14 protein-coding genes and 1 pseudogene are annotated in these 17565 nt (G+C 49.3%); 3 read left to right on the top strand and 12 right to left on the bottom strand.

What is annotated here, in order from left to right:
* Positions 1–12: 12 nt before the first annotated feature.
* From HQRW_RS06005 to HQRW_RS16405, 4 genes are all read right to left on the bottom strand, one after another.
* A complete protein-coding gene (locus HQRW_RS06005; RefSeq protein WP_011571384.1) occupies positions 13–684 on the bottom strand; it encodes a glycerophosphodiester phosphodiesterase in 672 nt (223 codons plus the stop codon).
* A gap of 2629 nt (positions 685–3313) precedes the next feature.
* Positions 3314–4783: a DUF4397 domain-containing protein gene (locus HQRW_RS06000; RefSeq protein WP_014555886.1), complete on the bottom strand. Its 1470-nt coding sequence runs from the start codon at positions 4781–4783 to the stop codon at positions 3314–3316.
* A gap of 296 nt (positions 4784–5079) precedes the next feature.
* Complete coding sequence (locus HQRW_RS05995; RefSeq protein WP_048066726.1) at positions 5080–5265, bottom strand: hypothetical protein; 186 nt, start codon at positions 5263–5265, stop codon at positions 5080–5082.
* Positions 5266–5317: 52 nt separating this feature from the next.
* Complete coding sequence (locus HQRW_RS16405; protein ID WP_049891739.1) at positions 5318–5503, bottom strand: hypothetical protein; 186 nt, start codon at positions 5501–5503, stop codon at positions 5318–5320.
* A 547-nt stretch (positions 5504–6050) separates the two neighbouring features.
* Between HQRW_RS16405 and HQRW_RS05985 the strand changes: the two genes are divergently transcribed.
* Both HQRW_RS05985 and HQRW_RS05980 read left to right on the top strand, forming a co-directional pair.
* Positions 6051–6395, top strand: a complete 345-nt coding sequence (locus tag HQRW_RS05985) for a hypothetical protein (protein ID WP_014555884.1) — start codon at positions 6051–6053, stop codon at positions 6393–6395.
* A gap of 290 nt (positions 6396–6685) precedes the next feature.
* Positions 6686–7012, top strand: a complete 327-nt coding sequence (locus tag HQRW_RS05980) for a DUF4870 domain-containing protein (RefSeq protein WP_049891736.1) — start codon at positions 6686–6688, stop codon at positions 7010–7012.
* 20 nt (positions 7013–7032) lie between these two features.
* On the opposite strand, the pseudogene HQRW_RS16400 reads toward HQRW_RS05980, so the two are convergent.
* Positions 7033–7554 (bottom strand): annotated as a pseudogene (locus HQRW_RS16400) (ISH3 family transposase); the annotation flags it as partial.
* A gap of 72 nt (positions 7555–7626) precedes the next feature.
* Between HQRW_RS16400 and HQRW_RS05970 the strand changes: the two are divergent.
* A complete protein-coding gene (locus HQRW_RS05970; RefSeq protein WP_049891732.1) occupies positions 7627–7956 on the top strand; it encodes a pentapeptide repeat-containing protein in 330 nt (109 codons plus the stop codon).
* A 558-nt stretch (positions 7957–8514) separates the two neighbouring features.
* Here HQRW_RS05970 and HQRW_RS05965 read toward each other — a convergent pair.
* From HQRW_RS05965 to HQRW_RS05935, 7 genes are read right to left on the bottom strand one after another with little or no spacing between them, the layout of a single operon-like run.
* Positions 8515–10128 (bottom strand): ATP-binding protein, encoded by a 1614-nt coding sequence (locus tag HQRW_RS05965; RefSeq protein WP_014555882.1) that lies wholly within the window; start codon positions 10126–10128, stop codon positions 8515–8517.
* Positions 10125–10751 carry a hypothetical protein gene (locus tag HQRW_RS05960; RefSeq protein ID WP_014555881.1) on the bottom strand — a complete coding sequence of 209 codons (627 nt, stop codon included), beginning with the start codon at positions 10749–10751 and terminating at the stop codon, positions 10125–10127. The genes HQRW_RS05965 and HQRW_RS05960 overlap by 4 nt, the downstream gene beginning before the upstream one ends.
* Positions 10752–10754: 3 nt before the next feature.
* Positions 10755–11966, bottom strand: coding sequence for a DNA double-strand break repair nuclease NurA (locus HQRW_RS05955; RefSeq protein WP_014555880.1), 1212 nt, complete (start codon positions 11964–11966; stop codon positions 10755–10757).
* Positions 11966–14683, bottom strand: coding sequence for an AAA family ATPase (locus HQRW_RS05950; protein WP_014555879.1), 2718 nt, complete (start codon positions 14681–14683; stop codon positions 11966–11968). The genes HQRW_RS05955 and HQRW_RS05950 overlap by 1 nt, the downstream gene beginning before the upstream one ends.
* Positions 14680–16059, bottom strand: coding sequence for a metallophosphoesterase family protein (locus HQRW_RS05945; protein WP_014555878.1), 1380 nt, complete (start codon positions 16057–16059; stop codon positions 14680–14682). Before HQRW_RS05945 ends, HQRW_RS05950 begins: the two co-directional genes overlap by 4 nt.
* Positions 16059–16553: an argonaute/piwi family protein gene (locus tag HQRW_RS05940; protein WP_049891730.1), complete on the bottom strand. Its 495-nt coding sequence runs from the start codon at positions 16551–16553 to the stop codon at positions 16059–16061. The genes HQRW_RS05945 and HQRW_RS05940 overlap by 1 nt, the downstream gene beginning before the upstream one ends.
* Positions 16550–17035: a hypothetical protein gene (locus HQRW_RS05935; RefSeq protein ID WP_149031525.1), complete on the bottom strand. Its 486-nt coding sequence runs from the start codon at positions 17033–17035 to the stop codon at positions 16550–16552. Before HQRW_RS05935 ends, HQRW_RS05940 begins: the two co-directional genes overlap by 4 nt.
* Between the last annotated feature and the right edge of the window lie 530 nt (positions 17036–17565).

The raw sequence follows: 17565 nt of genomic DNA, 5'->3' as shown, positions 1-17565 counted from the left end.
GGTCCGTGTCGCTTAGTTGACCCAATCCACCACATGTGGTGAACTCGCGATGAGCCCGTCGACGCCACGCCGAGAGAGTGCCCATGCTCCTGGGCGGGAATCAACGGTCCATGCGTTAACCGCCAGTCCTGCGTCATGAGCTCTGGCGACGACACCGGTCAGCAGGCATAACCACGCATTCGGGTGGACGAACGCGCAGTCAAGATCCATCGCGACCGCCAGGTCGTCGTCAGGGGTTGCCCCGAGTACGTATGCTAATTCAACGTTCGTGTTCTCTTCAGGGTGGACATCATGAAGAGCATCGGGGTCGAACGACGAGATAATCACTTCATTTGGGACCGATTCGGCTACTGTAAGGGCCTGTTCTGTGATTTTGGGATCCTTCAACTCAAGATTAACACCCACCTCGGCGGGAACCATGTCGAGAACGGTGTTGAGCGTCTGGACACCCTCTCCGTCGTGAGCATCAAGAGCGGCGAGTTCTGTGGCAGTCAACTCGTCAACTCGGTCAATACCGTCGATATCGATGTCAACCAGAGCGTTATGTGCGACGACAAGCTCGCCCGATGCACACCGACGAATGTCGAGTTCGACCATATCGGCGTTTTGAATCGCCCTTTCGACAGCTGCAACGGTGTTCGCGGAGTACTGCTTATCGAAGCCACGATGGGCGACGAGTTGCATGAGAGTTTTATTTCGCGACGAGCGGTAAAGATATTTTGCCCGACCTGTCGAATACCTCGTCCTGCTGGGCAATCTTGGAGATCGTCCGGAGCCCACATTCTGTGTTGGTCATCCAGCTTCTAGTAGGGCTTTCGTGGAGTAATAGCGTATGCAGATATACTGCAGCAAGTGGAGCTACCAGCCCTATTGCTGGCAGGAGCCTTACAGGAGTATAAAGAGAGCTGTTTGATACTCAGCGAGTTCTTTGATTAGAGGACGCCAAGCTTGAGGAACACTATTCTGATTCTCTAGTGACGGGGGAAGCGGCGTGAATCGATCTTGTAATTTCATCAGGGTAGGTGAGATGCTATCCACCCAAGCAAAGTCGTCGTTGGGTTGAATAAAGTACGTGAAGACAGAGAAAGTGACGGTGGGATTCCGCCTGTCGACCGGTTCACGACGGGACAACAGAATCTGCGTGAGCGACTGACCGCTACAAAGTCATTATTCTCCAGATGTGACATGTCGTCCGGGCTGCTCGATAACCCGCGATGAATGTACACCGGTTCCCACCGGAGCCGGGCGTTCCCCGGTCACTCGGCAGCTAACATGAGTTATTGTTCCGGTTGCTTACCCAACAGATTTCAGAACATCGGTGGTTTTCTGTACGTAAAGCCGGAATCGTCTCAACTACGTTCTCTCAGGGGGTTGATGTCCATTTCAAGACAACAGGCTCCCCTGAACCAATTAAAAAACGGTAAAACCGTCACTCCGGACTGGAACTGTGACCAGGACCGACCGAGGATATAATCTCAGACGTCACCGGTAACTCGGGGTCATCGAGAATAGTTGCAATCTCTCATGCGGAAGGGTCATTTGAATCTCAGCTACTTTTGGATATATCATACTCTCTGCAATCGGTACAAAACGCTATGAATCTATCATATCCGTGTAGTAGACACGCTAGCTTCTCTCTAACATAATTACATCTATTTGAGAAGCGAAAAAATAGTGTTCCTACCCTGAGGATGGCAGAATCACGTAATTATTTATATCTACACTGTATCAAAGGCGGTTGTAGGGTAATGGGAAGAAAAAAACTCATTCCCGTGCTCTCCAAGCCATTCTGAGACTGACTCATCCAGAGTACGTTTTTTGCATCTCGGAAAGTTCGGAGAGATACCCTGACAACCAAGCTGAATTATACATTTCTCATATTAATACTTGGGCATAACAATTGGAATGATCACGAATGGGTGGTCTGACTCTGCAGAATCAAATATCTGCCACTAACTTCACGGCGTCAGTCTCTGCACATGGAATCCCTCAACGAAAATTCAATCCGGTCTCACACGGATGAGTGCATCTTATGCGTCACTGTCAACCCGCGCTTATCGAAAATGATTGTAATCTCCGGTGTCATGAGACTCTCCTGACTCTTTGCGTCATCGAGTACCCTTTGATAGTGATTAATTTGAATAGTTTCACTGACGGTGTCGGATGACGCGGATTCAGCGGCTCCCATCACGGACACGGATAATCACGGCGGTAGAGACTTGCATTAATGACTATGAATGTCACCGCGTCCGTAGGCAGCGACACCACCGCACATACGCAGATAATATCGGGTTGCTCGGTCTAATGCCTTCGAGCGTGTCGGTTCGTCGGTCGTTTCACAAGGTTCTCTAGTGAGTCATGGATAGAGACTACCTGCGCCTTTCATGTCGTTTCTCGGTTATCCAAGATCATAATTCATATTCAGCATATGACACTGACCAGACACCGTTACACAAAAGAATCTACTATAATTTAATGGAGGAAGGGGAACCCCCAATAGATCAAAGGGAAATAATGGGAGCTTCCGACTCTTATCATTCAGTGACCTAAGCTGATGACGGCTCAGTGCAGTGTCGCCCTCAATGCTTGCCTGCGTATGAGCGAACCCACAACCATTTTATCGGGCAGTACTCAATTATTTGAATACCAATTGGTGTGACAAAGCCAGTGATTTTATACTTTTTGTTATATATCAGTGAAACTTCAAATACTGATATTGAATGAGTAGATTGATGAGTGAGTCTCAGTCGAATTCCGTGTCTTATGTTCCAGTAATGTGGAGGAACTCGGAAATGAAGCCGTCGAGATCGACGAATATTTAGTTCAAATCCATCGCCTACAGCGTGAATCTCTGGGTTTGGCTCTGGTATCATGCAATGTCGGAACTGAATTGAACGAGCGGTGACCTATCGGCTCGCAACTAATCGTGTTTGATAAGCAATTCAGGAGCTGGGGGGCTTGGTTCGTAACTGCAACCGTGAGCTAAGACCAATACCGTAGCCTCACAATTTTGTTTTTTGTTTTTTGTTTTGAACATCAGCTCTACACTCACATAGGAAACCAATTCACCGCCATCGTAGCCGGCTCTATTCACAAATGATAATTGCTCGCTGCTGAGGAGAGTATGTTAGAATCAAATATCGGATTTGCGTACACACCGTGAGGTAGCAATTGACAAAGCGCGGTTGAGCCGAATTGTAAAATCTTCTGTGCCTCCACTATATTGTCTGTATAAATCACCGATCAGATGCGTTATAGTGGGGTGACGTCAGCAGGGAACGAATTTGGAGATGGTTACAGACCTACTTGATACTTAGTTTGACATTTCACTCGTATCTTGTGTCACGAACAGGTCGAAAGCTACATCCTGTGGTTCGTCGTCTGGGCTAAGATAGCCGGCGGCGAAAGCAGTGTACACCTGCCCGCCGTTCAGACTCACATCAAAGTCAGCAACCACCTCGCCATCGTTGCTCTCGGTATCGCCTCTGATCTGGAGGGTGTAGTCGTTCGCAGGAACCTCTGTGTAACCTGACCCACTGAACCCGACTCCATTAAACAGCGTGTCTCCCGTCGAACTGGCTGTAATGTCAACAGCTGGAGCGTCAGGGGACACGTGGACCGCCCGGACCCGCGCGGTATCCTCGCCGGGGCTCGAATTGTCATCTTCGAGTATTAGTGGTTCGAACGTCTGATCTACCATGTCGCCAAGCTCACCGGCTGCGACGATGGTATAGTCTGTGTCTGCCTCGATAGGTACGGTACCCGAGAAGACCGAAGTCTCTGGGTCGCCAGCCGCAGTGATCTCGACAGTGTGGTCACCGGCCGGAAGTTCGAGGTAATCACTCGTTGTTCCGAACGGAACGTCTTCAAGAACGACTGACTCGTCAACATACACGTCCACATTCGGAGCGTTCGGTGACATGTGTGACACTCGGACATTCCCCGGACTCGTCGACATCATCCCGCCGTTGGTGTCCTGTGAGACAAGTAGATCAAAGGGAGTGTCTCCCGGTTCATCATCGGGGCTGAGATAGCCGGCGGCGAAGGCTGTGTACACCTGTCCACCAGCGAGGCTCACGTCGAATTCGGCGACCACGTCACCGTCGCTAGCGTCGGTGTCACCGCGAATCTCAAGTGTGTACTCGCCCGCAGGAACCTCTACGTAGCCGGATTCACCGTACTCGACGGCGTCAAAGAGGGCATCACCGTTGGACGCAGTGGTAATGTCAATAGTCGGCGCGTCTGGGGAAGCGTGGACGGCTCGGATGCGGGCAGTGTCGCTACCAGGTTCGCTATTATCATCTTCGAGGACAAGCGGTTCGAACGTTTGGTCTGCCATGTCGCCGAGTTCGCCGGTTGCGGCAACGGTATAATCTGTGTCTGCCTCGACTGGGACTGCTCCAGCGAAGACCGAGGTATCGGCGTCACCCGCTGCGGTGATCTCAATTTCGCGCTCGCCGGCAGGAACTTCGAGGTACTCGCTCACTGCACCGAAGGGGACGTCTTCGAGGACCACTGAACCATCCACATATACATCAACGTTCGGGGCGTTCGGTGACAGATGCGCTACGCGGACGTTAGCGGTTCCCTCAGGTTCCTCAGTCGGCGTTTCCTCATCTGTCGGTGTGTTTGTTGGCTCTTCAGTCGGTGTATCGGTATCGGTATCAGTACCGGCATCGCCATCGTCACTGTTACCAAGACAGCCAGCGAGTCCAACTGTCGCTCCAGCACCAACGCCAAAGAGTACGCGCCGTCGTGTCGTGTTTGGATCGTCTGATGACATCTAAGATATTGTAGATATACCTCACAATTAAGACCTTTTATATAGTTAGACTCAAGCTCCCCGCAATTTTGACATATACTCTGTTGGTGTGTCCTATTAGCATCGGAGCCGTCTGTAAGCCGTTTGACCTCGAGTCTTCGAGATACATCAGGAGTCGGCTCTCTTGTGTCGCGTGGTTCGTTCTCTGTTGAGAGCAATAAATCCGTATCTCGTCGCCGTGAACACTCGTGAAGACGATTCGACCCCCCAGCGGAGTCTGTCCGTGTCCACGCTCGGGTAGTCACGTGCCGTCTGCTTCACTCTCGTGTTCTGGCGTCGATCGACCTGTCAGCGGTACGACGCCCCAACTCACCCATCGCGTCGGCGAACCCACCTGGGTCAGACAGTTTTTCCATCTCAACTGTGTCGTCCTCGCCGCGTTCGAATATCGGTCTGTCAAGAATGATATCAAGCTTGCTGAATGAGCACGCTGTATTCAGCACTCTATTTGTATTGTATGTGACATATTTCAATAGAGCCCTCTATTTTAATATTTTATTTCTTGACATTCGGAACGAGATTCACAGCTTCAATCCGGGTGCCTGACTCAAGCAACTCATTCCACGGTTTGTTTAATTTCTCCATCAGAACGGGAACATTCTCAATCGTCTTCTGCCCTTCCGGTCGCAGCGAGTAGTGCGTTTCATCCTCAATCTGCTCACGTTTGATGAAGGCGCTCATACCAGGACTCCCCGATACATTTTGAGTTTCGTTGACCCGCTTGCCAAAGGCTCCGAGGATTCCTGTGAGACTCCGCTCTGGATTCTAATGCATCCCCCTTGGAGTCTCTCCGCCAGTTCCGTTCGACTGAGTGGTTCATTCTATTCGTACAGTAGTTTCAGCAACGTGATATGACCACGCATGAGATCGGTTCGGCACAATACTCCTGTGAGGGCGGGTGATTGCATAAAAATAATGAACCCATGAACACAATAAAAACCCGTCTCCGTCAGACTAGTTGAGAAACATTTCAAGATGATATGCATGACTTTGTTCAATTGTCTGTGCAATGTCGGAATTGTGCTCTGCGAGGCGCTCGATGACCAGTTTTTGAGCTGATATATCCACATGCTAAGACCTGATACTTCCACAATCCGACCCTTTGAGTTCAGGACGTCGGCGATGATATCATCACTTGCATCGAAGCCATATCTAAAGACGCTCTTGCCTAACCGAGCGAAACACCGATCAGATTTGCGATATTGTCGCCGGTTGGCGTGCAAGATGGATGGCACAATTTTCACACGTTCTTGTCTCAAATCATCCTATACAGATCGTGCCCTCTAAACGAGATATCATCGGTAATAGCCCTCCAAGCAATGGTCTCCGCTGGTCACATTTTCAGTGGAATCGTATTAGTGCGTTCTTCGTTGGCGTTGTTGCAATGGGTTTGTATTTTTCGATGAACTCAATGGTTGATGCAAGTCAGATCCCTTCATGGGGTTATGAAATCTTGGCAGTCATTCCGATTGGACTCATTTGGTATGGTCTCAGTAGATCCAGCTGGCAAGAGATTCTCAAGGCAATTGTTGGTATTGCGGTTGGAGGTATGCTTGGAATATATGCCTTTTAGTGGCGATATACAACGAGGTAGAACTGCTTCGTTCAGAGATCAAGATTGCTGAGTGTCATCTCTATGTCTTGCACAGTTCGACCTCCCAGCTTCGAGACAGATATCGCTGTTTCACTATCTTCGGTAAGAGCCATGTCTGATCATGCAAGTCGCGTAGCATCGCAAATTAAATGAGAGAGACGACCGCTCATGTATTAACAACCAAATCAAAATCTGCAGAGTCACAGTAAAACAGTTCTGTATTACCGCATGCCGAATATTTTATCTGGTAGCTATAAGTGATATTACATATGAACTCCCGCGCGGACGGCGACACCACCCTTGCAGCATTAGCCCACGCGTCAGCACTCATTGCATCATTTTTTGGCCCAATCCTGTTTCTGATACTTTGCGACGATGACGACGAATTGGTCCGCGAAAATGCAAAAAATGCAATTAATTTTCAAATAATGATACTTGTATTGACATTGATCGCAGCAGTTCTAATCCTTCTTATTATCGGGTTATTCCTACTTCCCCTGATTGGCGTGATTGACCTCATCTTCGTTCTTATCGCCACAGTAAAAGCAAATAACAATGAAATCTACAGCTATCCGCTGACGCCGGATATCGTCTGAGGCTCTGGTTAGAAGTAACAAACATCGGAGTTAAACTTCTTGACGCGGGCGAGCACGCGCTTGCCCGCGTTAGCCTCGTCCTCGTCATTGCGGACGGAGGTCATCGATAGGGTTACCGGCTTTCCGCTGGAGACGACGTACGCTGTACAATACTGGTGGCAGGTGATTGTTCCGTCCTCCGGGGTCATCGGGCAGAGTTCGCCTTCATCAGCATAGTAATCGCCGTAATAGGGGTTGTCAATGAAGTCGATAGAGACGATTCTCAACCCTGACCGGTCGAGAACCATCATAGCAAGGCGTCCAACTAGACGCTTCACAATGAACTCAAGCCAGTACTGGTCATGTTTGTAGCCAAGTCAAGACAGTATCGCTGCAAGTTTCCCAGGTCGAGGTTTCGTTGACACAGACGAAGATGACGACAAGCCAGATATTGTCGGGGGTTCCACTCGACGCCCGGCAATGGAAGCGGGGTAATGACTTCTTCCGCTACGTCTTTTATATCCGACGCGAGAGTAGCAGTTTGGATCTGGTCGGTTGAATATATTCGGATCCAGACACTTTCTCGTGTCGATCTTACACGGGATAGCCTTACAGGGGCTTCTCTTCCGGACGACGTGGAGGATGTTCGGCTCGCGGATGCCCGGTTTGAGTACACAATCCCTAATGACCAGCATATCTCGTCGAAAGATATCGTTCCAGAGGCCACCCTCGATGGGGGTGACTTCTCTGATGCAGACCTCTCTGGTGCTTGTCTAATCGCAATTGACCTTTCTGATGAGAACCTCTCTTGTGCAGACCTCTTTGATTCCTCCGTTTTCAATGCTATCCTCTCCGATGCTGATCTGTCTGGTGCCAACCTGGTAAACACTAATCTCGAAGAATGGAGCCCGATCATTGATGAACCGTTTTTTGACCCTACTGATGGCAAAATCAATAATGATTAATCAAAATAGAGTAACTGGGAGTGTAATGGGGGTACAGTTGTTATCACATTTTGATGATATAGTTATAAATTCAATAAGTATCACGAATTGAAATATATGGTTACTATATTGCATAATATTTCAGCCAAATTTACATTTCTTACTAGGAGATTCATACTTAACTGTCCAAATTCTACTAATTGATAGAATATATTCATTTTCTCTTGACAGCAAGAATAGACACAGAATGAAATACTGATTATATCGACTCTGACGACTGGTATTCCTATTATTTGGAAAGTAAAATACCAATGTATTGTAATGTCATCTTCAAGAGTTTAGTTGAGATACGTCGAAGTTTATGAGATCTAAACTCGCTGGGTGATTTGATACCGGAGAGTTGAATATATGACTTTATATGTATCTGGTCTCGCTCAATTTGACATCAGGTAACTGGTATTGCGGCTATCTGGACTCCTCACGACGAACTAGAGACAATGTTATTTGGGTCAGCCAAGATAGATCAGGAGCGGGAGGAGGAAGGGGTAGCTAACAATCCTGCTCTCGGCGCGGTGTCTTTCAGTCCAGCGGTATATCCCGATTCTGAATCCCTTCCTCATCATCGGCATCCCGCCGCCCTTCCGGTTCGCTGTTCCTCTGTTGCCACGCCTTTGACCACTCCTCTGTCGCATCAAGTGACTCCGCACCATGAGACGTCGTACGTGCCCTAATATCTGCCATGAACGGCGTGTTCACCGTATCACCTGCGATCACCGCCTGCCCCGGCGTCAAACCCGGGAGCTCCGACAACAGATCCTCACCCACATCTTCGACACCTCTCTTGACCGCATCCTGGTCGTTCGGGTTCTGAATCTCCATGATGACCTGAGACTTGCACTGCGAGAGGACATCGTCATCGATCTTGCTCGGGCGCTGACTGATAATCCCGACACCGATTCCAAACTTCCGACCCTCACTCAAAATCGTGCTTAAAATCCCCCGGGAACGCGCCTCACCGTCCGCCGGCGCAAAACGGTGCCCCTCCTCCAACAGAATGAATACTGGGAAGTCGAGGTCACTGTCTTCGTCTCCTTTCTCATGGAGCATCCGCTCCTCGTTGATCCGGCGTAACAACACCGTCGCAATCATCCGCTGATCAATCAAGCCCATCCCATCCATTTGAAGCACGCTACACTGCCCCGGCGCCAAGATATCTGTCAGCGGAACATTCTGGCTCTCATCGAAAACATCCCGACCCAACGCCGAACGCAGCCGCCATTTTAAGGCGTCGACCACGCTATCGTTTACATCATCGCCAATCTGGTCGATAATGTTCTGCGCCGACAAATATATCTCATCATCTAAGCTATTCCAGGCCCCTCTCAACGCCGCCTCCTGCGCATCAGACGGATTAGAAAGAACAGACATCAAATCGGTGAAACTTAATTCAGAGATTCTGATCTTCAGGTCATCCGATCCTTTGATCTCGACATCAGGCGAATACCCGCCCGACTCAAATTCATCAATACCCTGCATCTGCTGCAGCGTGCCATACTCCCCATGTGGATCCAACACCAAGACCGCGGCACGGGAATCCGGCTTCATCATCTCCTCAATCAACACAGAGGCAGTATACGATTTTCCGCTGCCCGTAGAAGCCAAGATCGACAGGTGTGTTGCTGCAAAACTATCTACCGGGAGGTGAACATCAACCTCCCCAGGATCTCGATGCAGAAGCTCGCCGATATGTGCCGAACCCTCGCTCGCAGGATCCACATCTGTTAAAACAGATTCCAACTCATCCGCATCCGCCATCCGCACCTCCTTACCAGGATTCGGTACCACCCGCGGATTCGCAAAGTCACCCATCTGCCTATCAAAGTATCCGATAATACTCGCAGTCACCCGATACAGATCAACACCCTCAGACGCAATCCCCAGCTTTGAGGCCACCGCATCTGGCGCAACATCCGGATTTGCCATGAACTGATTCGGATACCCACGCTCCTGCTCACGACCCGTAACCCGAGCATAGATATCTCGATACTCTTCTACCACACCCTCCTCCGTCTCAACTGTGACTTTGCTTCGATAATAGACGAACTCACCGGTCTTGATCTCGGTGCTATCTGGCGTCACGAACACAAACTCGTTAGCAGTCTCCCCCGGACCCGATACAATGCCGACAGTCATCTCTCAACACCCCGCATCTTTGTCTCCCACTCAAGATTACGCTGGATTACATCCAACGCCTCCCTTTCATCGCCGAACGACCGCTTCAAACGATCTAAGATCTGCGAGAGAATATCCTCAGCGAATCCACCTGCCACATCTAAGACCCGCTGATAGTACTGTAATTGAACCCCGCCGTTGAACCGGTGAAACCCTTTGAAATCCTTCTTTGAGAGCTTCTTGAACACATCATCTATCTCCAGCGACTGTTTGGGAATTGTGTGACTGATGTCCACCAAGTCACCGTCCTTAACGCTGGCATGACCGAGCAAGACAATCCCCGTCAATACCTGCTTCTCCTCCACATAGCTTGGATTGAATACCTCCTGTTTGTCAGGTTGCGCCAGACTTGGTCCCGAGCGTCCCTGCTCAGGATCCACCAGGATAGTGTCATAGATCACTCCAACAAACACCCGGGCTTCACCGGCGACCCTCTTTGTAGCGTATACGAACTGACCAAACTCGTAGTCCTTTGGACCCGGTGAGTTTTTACGGTCGACATCTGCGTAGACCTCACAGACATAATCGATGTGAGAGTTTGACCTGATTACCTGTCCAACCTCTACGTTAGATTTGTTTACCATGTATTACCGCCTCCTCCGTCTCTTGTTTAATGCCTTATCGACCCAGCGAATATCAATGTCATTCGCTTCGGAAAACGTCTGCATTATTTCAAGAAACCTATCTCGATCCGTGTTACTAATCACTGCATCCGCGTCCGCCGCAGAGAGAATCTCTGGGAACCCTCGACCGACCGCTGCCTGTGCCCGAACCGTGGACAATACCTCATCGACCATTTCCTCTTCGTGAACCCACTTCGGAATTCCAACCCGATCCAAAGACTGCCCTGATCCGGTGTTCAGATATGTAAACAGCAATCGGTCGGAGAAGTCATACTCACCGCCATGATAACTTGTCGACAGCCGGTTCATTGTCGATCCTCTTTGAGTCTGGAACAGGACCGACCGGTCACCCCAGTTCCCGAGTTCCTGAAGCAGCACGCGGAAATCACGGACCTTCTGAGGGGCATCTACCTCGTTCAAGTGCTCTAACATCACAGCCAAGTCGCGACCCTTCGACCCGGAGGTAAATCCGATAACCGGCACTTCGTGGTGCCTGCTTGCCGCTAGCAGTCGTGACATCGCCTTAGCATACCTTTCCTGGGTATTCTGGTCGAAAGTCTGGATGAATGAAATCTCCAGAGACCCATCGTACATCACGACAGGCGGTCTCTCCGCATCAGCGTACTCCTCAATCCGCTCACACAGCACCTTCATCTCCAGTTCAAAACGTGAGACGGAGACCTCTTGCTCATCCACCTGCACATATCCAGTGTTCGGATCCTTATACAGTAGATCCTCCGGAGTCAATACTTCCATGTCCACATCACGGGTGTAATCCTTCCCTCGCTTATGCCGGTTAATGAGCCAGACCGCCTGTGCCAGTCCGACTGGTTGATCAAATTCATCTATCGGCTCGATCTGGGAGCCATCCGCCGCGATCATAACCCGATCTTCCAACACGTCAACCGCCCATACATTCACCTCCTCGTGGCTGCTCCACGACTGGTCGAAATCGACCGAGAAACCAGAGACCTTATCGAATTCATCAGTCGGCAGCGCACCTGGGAATTCGTCCTCCGATAACGCCTCTTGTACTTCCTCTTTCGAGTAGTTCGACGAAACGTTATCAAACGCATCTCTGTATTCTCTGACCGACTGCTTACGCTCCTCAGGTACTTTGAAATCCTCTGCTTGATCCTCAAGCTTGCTAACGAGCTCTCTATCATACAACGGCATTACTGGCTCACCACTCTCGTCGCGCCATCCTCCTTCTCTAGCGAAATCGCATTCTCAGTCAGGCTTTCAAACGTGTCGTTATGACTCACCACAGTCAGTTGCTCAAATCCTTCGAGGCTTCGAATTTGATCAACAAGGTTTCCACGCTTTTCCTCATCCAGATTAGCTGTCGGCTCATCCAAGAACACAATATCCACATCGCTCAGAGTCTTTAAAATCGCCAGCCGAACCGCCAACGCAGCACTCATTTTCTCCCCGCCTGAGAGCTTTTCGAACTTCTTTTTCTCCCCATTCTCGGTAACTATGACTTGATAATCGTTCTTCCACGCAAGTTCTTCGGAGGGCTTTCCACGGAGATCCCGGAACAGTTTATCTGCCTCACTTGATATCTCCTGAATTAGAACTTCCGCCATCTGATCACCGGCATCCTCAACCGTGTCACGCAGGAACTCCGTGAACGATATATCGCGACGTAATTCGGAGGCCTCTGTCTCAAGATCATCCAGTGTCTCAGCCTTTTTGCGTAACTCGCTGATCTCTTCTTGAAGATCCTGCTCTTTATCTTTGAATCCATCCAACTTCCCGTTCATATTTCCAATCTTTTTACTGAGCGAGCTAATCCGGTTTGATACCTCCTCATGCTCGTCGGAGTCATATTGTGCTTGTTTCTCAGACAGTTTCTCTTCAACCTCTTTAAGATCCTCCTGTAACGACTCAACCGTCTCGTTAATCGTATCGTACTCGTCTTTACGTTCCTCGATCCTCCCGGCGAGATCCTTCTTTTGAATGTACTCATCGCGAGCCCCGGACAGTTCATCGAGTCGCTTCTCCAAAGTTTCAATCTCCTCGGTCAAGCCATCGAACTTCTGTAACTCATCTTTGATCTCTTTTCTTGAGCGCTTCAGATCATCAAGCGCCGCACGTTCCGAATCAAGCTGGTCGGCAGCATCCTTGTTTGCCTTATACACACCTTCCGCCTGGCTGTACTTCGACTTCGGGTCTCCGAGCTCGGCTAATTGGCTCTCTACCTCACTGCGTTTTTGTACCTCCGAACGGAGCTCACGCCGGTCTCGTTTGAAACCTTCCCTGTCGGATTTCAATTGTTTGACCTGCTGTCGCTGATTTGTGCGCTGGTTCTCAAGATCCCCGAGACGCTGAACCTGCTCTTGAGCCTCTTCAGCCTCCCTGATTTCACTCTCAAGATCTCCAAGTTCATTCTTGATTTTATCGATATCCGACTGGAGAGAGGCGATTTCCTCAGTTCGTTCCTCAATTTCATTTTCTCTTTCTGTCTCGGTCAGTTCCTGCCCACAGGTCGGACACACCGGTTCATCAGCCTCCTGTAACGCCTGAATTGACTCCTCTAGGTCATCAATACGGATCTCGTGACCGGACTGCTCATTGAGGAGCTTGCGCTCTCTTTCTTCCAACTCATCGAGTCTGTTAGCTGTGTTCTCTAACGCCCGTATTTGCTCGATTTTTATCATGGTCTCACCCAGGTCCTCTCTCATCGACTCAAGATTGGACTCGACATTATCAATCTCGTCGCTGAGTTCTTGGATCTCGTCCTCAGCTGACTCAATTGAGTCAAGCTGCTCTTCTAGGTCTTCCTGCCGCTTCTTTTCTGACTCCAGTTTCTCCATCCGTCTTTGCGCATCTTCGGCCTTCTCAACATCAGCTGCAATTGATTCGACCTTCTGCTTCTGACCTGTTATTTTCCGATTCACATCCTCTAGGTCCTGGTTTAGTTCGTCACGTTCCTCAACGTCTTCCTCCAACTCATCCAGCCTTTCATCCTTCTTTTGGTACTCGTCATACTGCTCCTGAAGCTCATCGAGTCGATCACGGGCGTTCCGAGCCTCCTCCAACGCCTTCTCGACATCATCCAGAGCACTCTCCTTGGTATCTATCTTTCCGCTGAGAAGTTGTTGGTCGTTCGACAGCTCATCAACCCTCTGTTTTAGATCATCAAGGGCGTCCTTACGTCCCTCTAAGTCGTCCAGTTCTCGTTCCTTCTCATCAATTTCCTCGCCCAGTTTCCTGATTTTGTGCTTCAGTTCGTCGTGTGTCTCCACTAACTCATCCAGGTCAGAAACCTCCTCGTCTAATGCTTCGATATCTCTCTCCAGTTCATCCAACTCATCCTCAAGTTCACGCTTTGCTTCCAACAGGTCCGGGCGGGAATCACTGGAGCTAGAAATATTATCGTAGACATCCAAGTCAAGCAACGGATCAAATACACTTTCACGATTTGCCGGCGTCTTCGCAAAATCCTCAGCAAACTTGTTCTGCGGTACCCCAACACTCGATTTCCAGACTGTATCTAGATCAGTGTTCTGTGGCACCCCAAGATGCTCCTTCAGCCATCTAATCCGCTCGCTCTTACCACTCAGACCATCCAACAATTTGCCAGTCTCCGAATCAATAACCCGGTGTTTAGAACGACCAGCATGGCGCTCCACGGTGTATCGGTGTCCATCCTCATTCGAGACAAACGTCACCCGAACACAACCAGACGACTCACCATTCCGCACGAAATCGCCCTGGCTGGACACCCGGAGATGATCAAATAACGCAAACCCAATCGCCTGCTGAACAGTCGACTTCCCTGCTCCATTCTCACCAATCACCGCATTAACACCATCAGTCAACTCGACATTCGTGCGACTATCATCATAGCTTTTGATATTGGAAAGTTCAATAGATTCAATCTTCATGCCGAATCACCTCCCTCGACGGAAAATAGCTCACGCCGCTCCTCTTGAATCATATCCGATACCGCATCAATCGGTTCCCCTGCCAGATGCCGTCGCTTGACTGACTGCAACACCGAAGCGATCTCCTCAGGACAGTCCCCAAACTTCGGGTGCCCATCCACCAGCTGCTCAAATACCCGACGTTCCAGTTTATCACGGTCAATCTGACCGTACTCATCCGTTACAGCATCCTTTCCATCATCAATATTCTCAAGAACAGAAATCGCATCTCGAGTCTCCATGGCGTCATTCGGTTCGATGTGAATCGGATCCATGCGCTCTTCAATACTTCCTTTGAGCACATCCATATCCAACCGACTGCGACTGAACTCCAATAGCCCAGTCAAGCGGAGGTACACCACTGGATTCCGTCGCTCACCACGCCCACGGAACTGCTCACGATCCTGTGTTTCACGCAGATTCGGGACCTCTGCCTCCACCTGCTGATCAAAGTCTTGCGCAAGTTCGTCAGGAGACTCATACCCATCCACACTGAACTCAACAGTATAGAACGGACGTCTTTTCGCCAGATGGTGTTCCGGCTCCAACCCATCATTAGTGGTCGTAACAGTGTAGTACCCGAGATCGTTGCTATCCTCACGAATGCTGTGAACCTCGAGCGAACCAGGACTATACACCCAATCAGCAATTGAGTACTGCGTGTGCAGATGCCCGACACCAAAGTAGTCTACCATCTCCCGAAGTGGCTCCAACTTACTGTACTCCAATCCAGACATCTTCGGCACCTGACCCTCAATACCGAAATGTCCAAGTAAAACCGTATAGCCCGGCTCGCCATACCGCTCATTCGCTGCTTGAATTCCCTCCACAACGTCATCCAAATGATTCTCCAAGCGCCGACCAAGATACTGGACTCCGAATACCCGGACATCATCAAAGTCCACAAACCCGGCTGACGTCCCTTTATTATCTGGATCATGTGGTTCAAACGTTTCTGTATCCCCGAAATCAGCCTCTAGGAAAATCAGCTTCCCCTGCTGATGGAGATACTCAAGCCAACCTAAATCCTCTTTGTAGAGGTTGTCATCATGATTCCCTTGGATCGCAACAACCGGGATATCGTCCTCATTATCATTCTCGGTCTGAAACTCATCTAAACACCTCTCAGCATCACTCAACGCCAGCGCATCAACATCCTTGTTGTGAAACAAGTCACCAGAGAAAACTGCGAAATCCACGCCCCGGTCTATGGCTTCTACAGCGGCAGACAGAAACGAGAGCTGCATATCATCCCGCCGCTTCTTGACATTATACTGTCGATGCCCGATATGTGCGTCTGAAATATGTGCAAACGTCGTATTTTGTTTTGAACTCATTATATGTCACTCCGTATGAACGAGATTATCGACATGCTGTCCGGGGCATCAATGTCCGCGGACAGATTCTCATCCAAATTGTGCGTCAGAACTTGCAGCAGGGCACACTTGCCCTGATTGAAACCTGAGAACCAATTCAAGCAACTCAACTGAGAGTACTTCATCAGCAATTCCTCTGCAGTCCGCGAATTAATCTCATCGCGATTCAACGAGACATAATCTTGCACAGTGATCTTCAATAGATGTGCGGTGCCGCAATCCGGTTTGTGCGACACCAGCAGCCCCTCCTCACTGTTATCAGCCACCGCAGTCCCGTTATCAATGTTCCCAAAACCAGAACTCCCTTGTTGAATCAACCGCTGATCAGCTGACTTGGTCATAGGAACAACATCGATCAACGTGCCATCCGGCAGAAGACCACTAAAGTTCATGATCTCATCAACCGGATGTCTCACTTTCTGAGGGATCCCATAGTGAATCACCTGCTCCATCATGTAAGGCTCCTGCTATTTTCTCGCCACTTCTCATGTACATCCCGCTGGTGTAAACATAATGGCGTCATCAGTTGGTACTTATTTAGGAGTGATAGCAGCCCCTGTGATGCACTATCCTCGAATCCAGTCACCAACAGGTCAATATTCGATGCGATAGCCCCGTCATTGAATAGTCGCGTCGTAATATCGGAAACGGTGGGACTTGACAGATCAAGTGAGATGCTCAGATCTTCTCCGACGTGTTGGGTGAGACTTTTTTCAATGACGGTTTCAGTGGCTTTTTGCACATCGTCGATGCCAACGTCGTTCCTCGAGTTGTTGTCACTAAGTTCACTGAGTTGGGATATAAAAAGTTCAAATTTCCCATCGCTGACGTTGTCCTCTAATACTGTGGAGGGGTCGGCGTACCGACCAGCCGTTTTCGATAATCCCCGATGCTCATATCTTTCTCGTTGTCGAGCAAAGTCGTCCACAGAGGGCAAAATCACTAATCTGGGTACCTGCTCGAAGATCCTTTGCTGTCTCATCAGTGTATGGTGAACATTCTGTTTTTACCCGTCCGATAGGAATTTATCATGATACATGTGACCTGTAGACTGGATTCCTCGTACAGTTGTCGCCAATATCGTTGATATTTTGTCCTATAATGTGTTCGGAAATGAGTTGCCTCTAGGAGAGATAACCCCGACAGTAATGTAAGTTACGCTGACAGTAGTTACTACGTTTGGACATAGCAGAAATAAAGAACATATGTTTGATGTATATGAGGAGAATGAATCCTCGCTAATCAACAGGCGGGATTCGACAGCATGGAGCTGTGCAATCTGATAAATGAGGATCCCGCGCTGTGAATGTAGTATTACTCAACGCCGTTACTCATCAGCGTTAATAAATTGATCTTCACCAGTCCACATTCTGATATTATTTGAGCCTATAACCTTTCCAATCAGATATCATTAATTTATGATATTGTCCAATATTCGCATTGAAGGAATTAAATTAGTCGAACGAT

Origin of the sequence: Haloquadratum walsbyi C23, from assembly GCF_000237865.1 — an archaeon.
Taxonomy (GTDB): domain Archaea; phylum Halobacteriota; class Halobacteria; order Halobacteriales; family Haloferacaceae; genus Haloquadratum; species Haloquadratum walsbyi.
This window is presented reverse-complemented; position numbering and strand designations above follow the sequence as displayed.

Coding starts and splice junctions, on each gene's coding strand:
- HQRW_RS05960 (WP_014555881.1), bottom strand. CDS start 10,751: ATGGTAAACAAATCTAACGTAGAGGTTGGACAGGTAATCAGGTCAAAC.
- HQRW_RS05965 (WP_014555882.1), bottom strand. CDS start 10,128: ATGACTGTCGGCATTGTATCGGGTCCGGGGGAGACTGCTAACGAGTTT.
- HQRW_RS05985 (WP_014555884.1), top strand. CDS start 6,051: ATGGCACAATTTTCACACGTTCTTGTCTCAAATCATCCTATACAGATC.
- HQRW_RS05955 (WP_014555880.1), bottom strand. CDS start 11,966: ATGCCGTTGTATGATAGAGAGCTCGTTAGCAAGCTTGAGGATCAAGCA.
- HQRW_RS06005 (WP_011571384.1), bottom strand. CDS start 684: ATGCAACTCGTCGCCCATCGTGGCTTCGATAAGCAGTACTCCGCGAAC.
- HQRW_RS05940 (WP_049891730.1), bottom strand. CDS start 16,553: ATGATGGAGCAGGTGATTCACTATGGGATCCCTCAGAAAGTGAGACAT.
- HQRW_RS05945 (WP_014555878.1), bottom strand. CDS start 16,059: ATGAGTTCAAAACAAAATACGACGTTTGCACATATTTCAGACGCACAT.
- HQRW_RS16405 (WP_049891739.1), bottom strand. CDS start 5,503: ATGAGCGCCTTCATCAAACGTGAGCAGATTGAGGATGAAACGCACTAC.
- HQRW_RS05950 (WP_014555879.1), bottom strand. CDS start 14,683: ATGAAGATTGAATCTATTGAACTTTCCAATATCAAAAGCTATGATGAT.
- HQRW_RS05980 (WP_049891736.1), top strand. CDS start 6,686: ATGAACTCCCGCGCGGACGGCGACACCACCCTTGCAGCATTAGCCCAC.
- HQRW_RS06000 (WP_014555886.1), bottom strand. CDS start 4,783: ATGTCATCAGACGATCCAAACACGACACGACGGCGCGTACTCTTTGGC.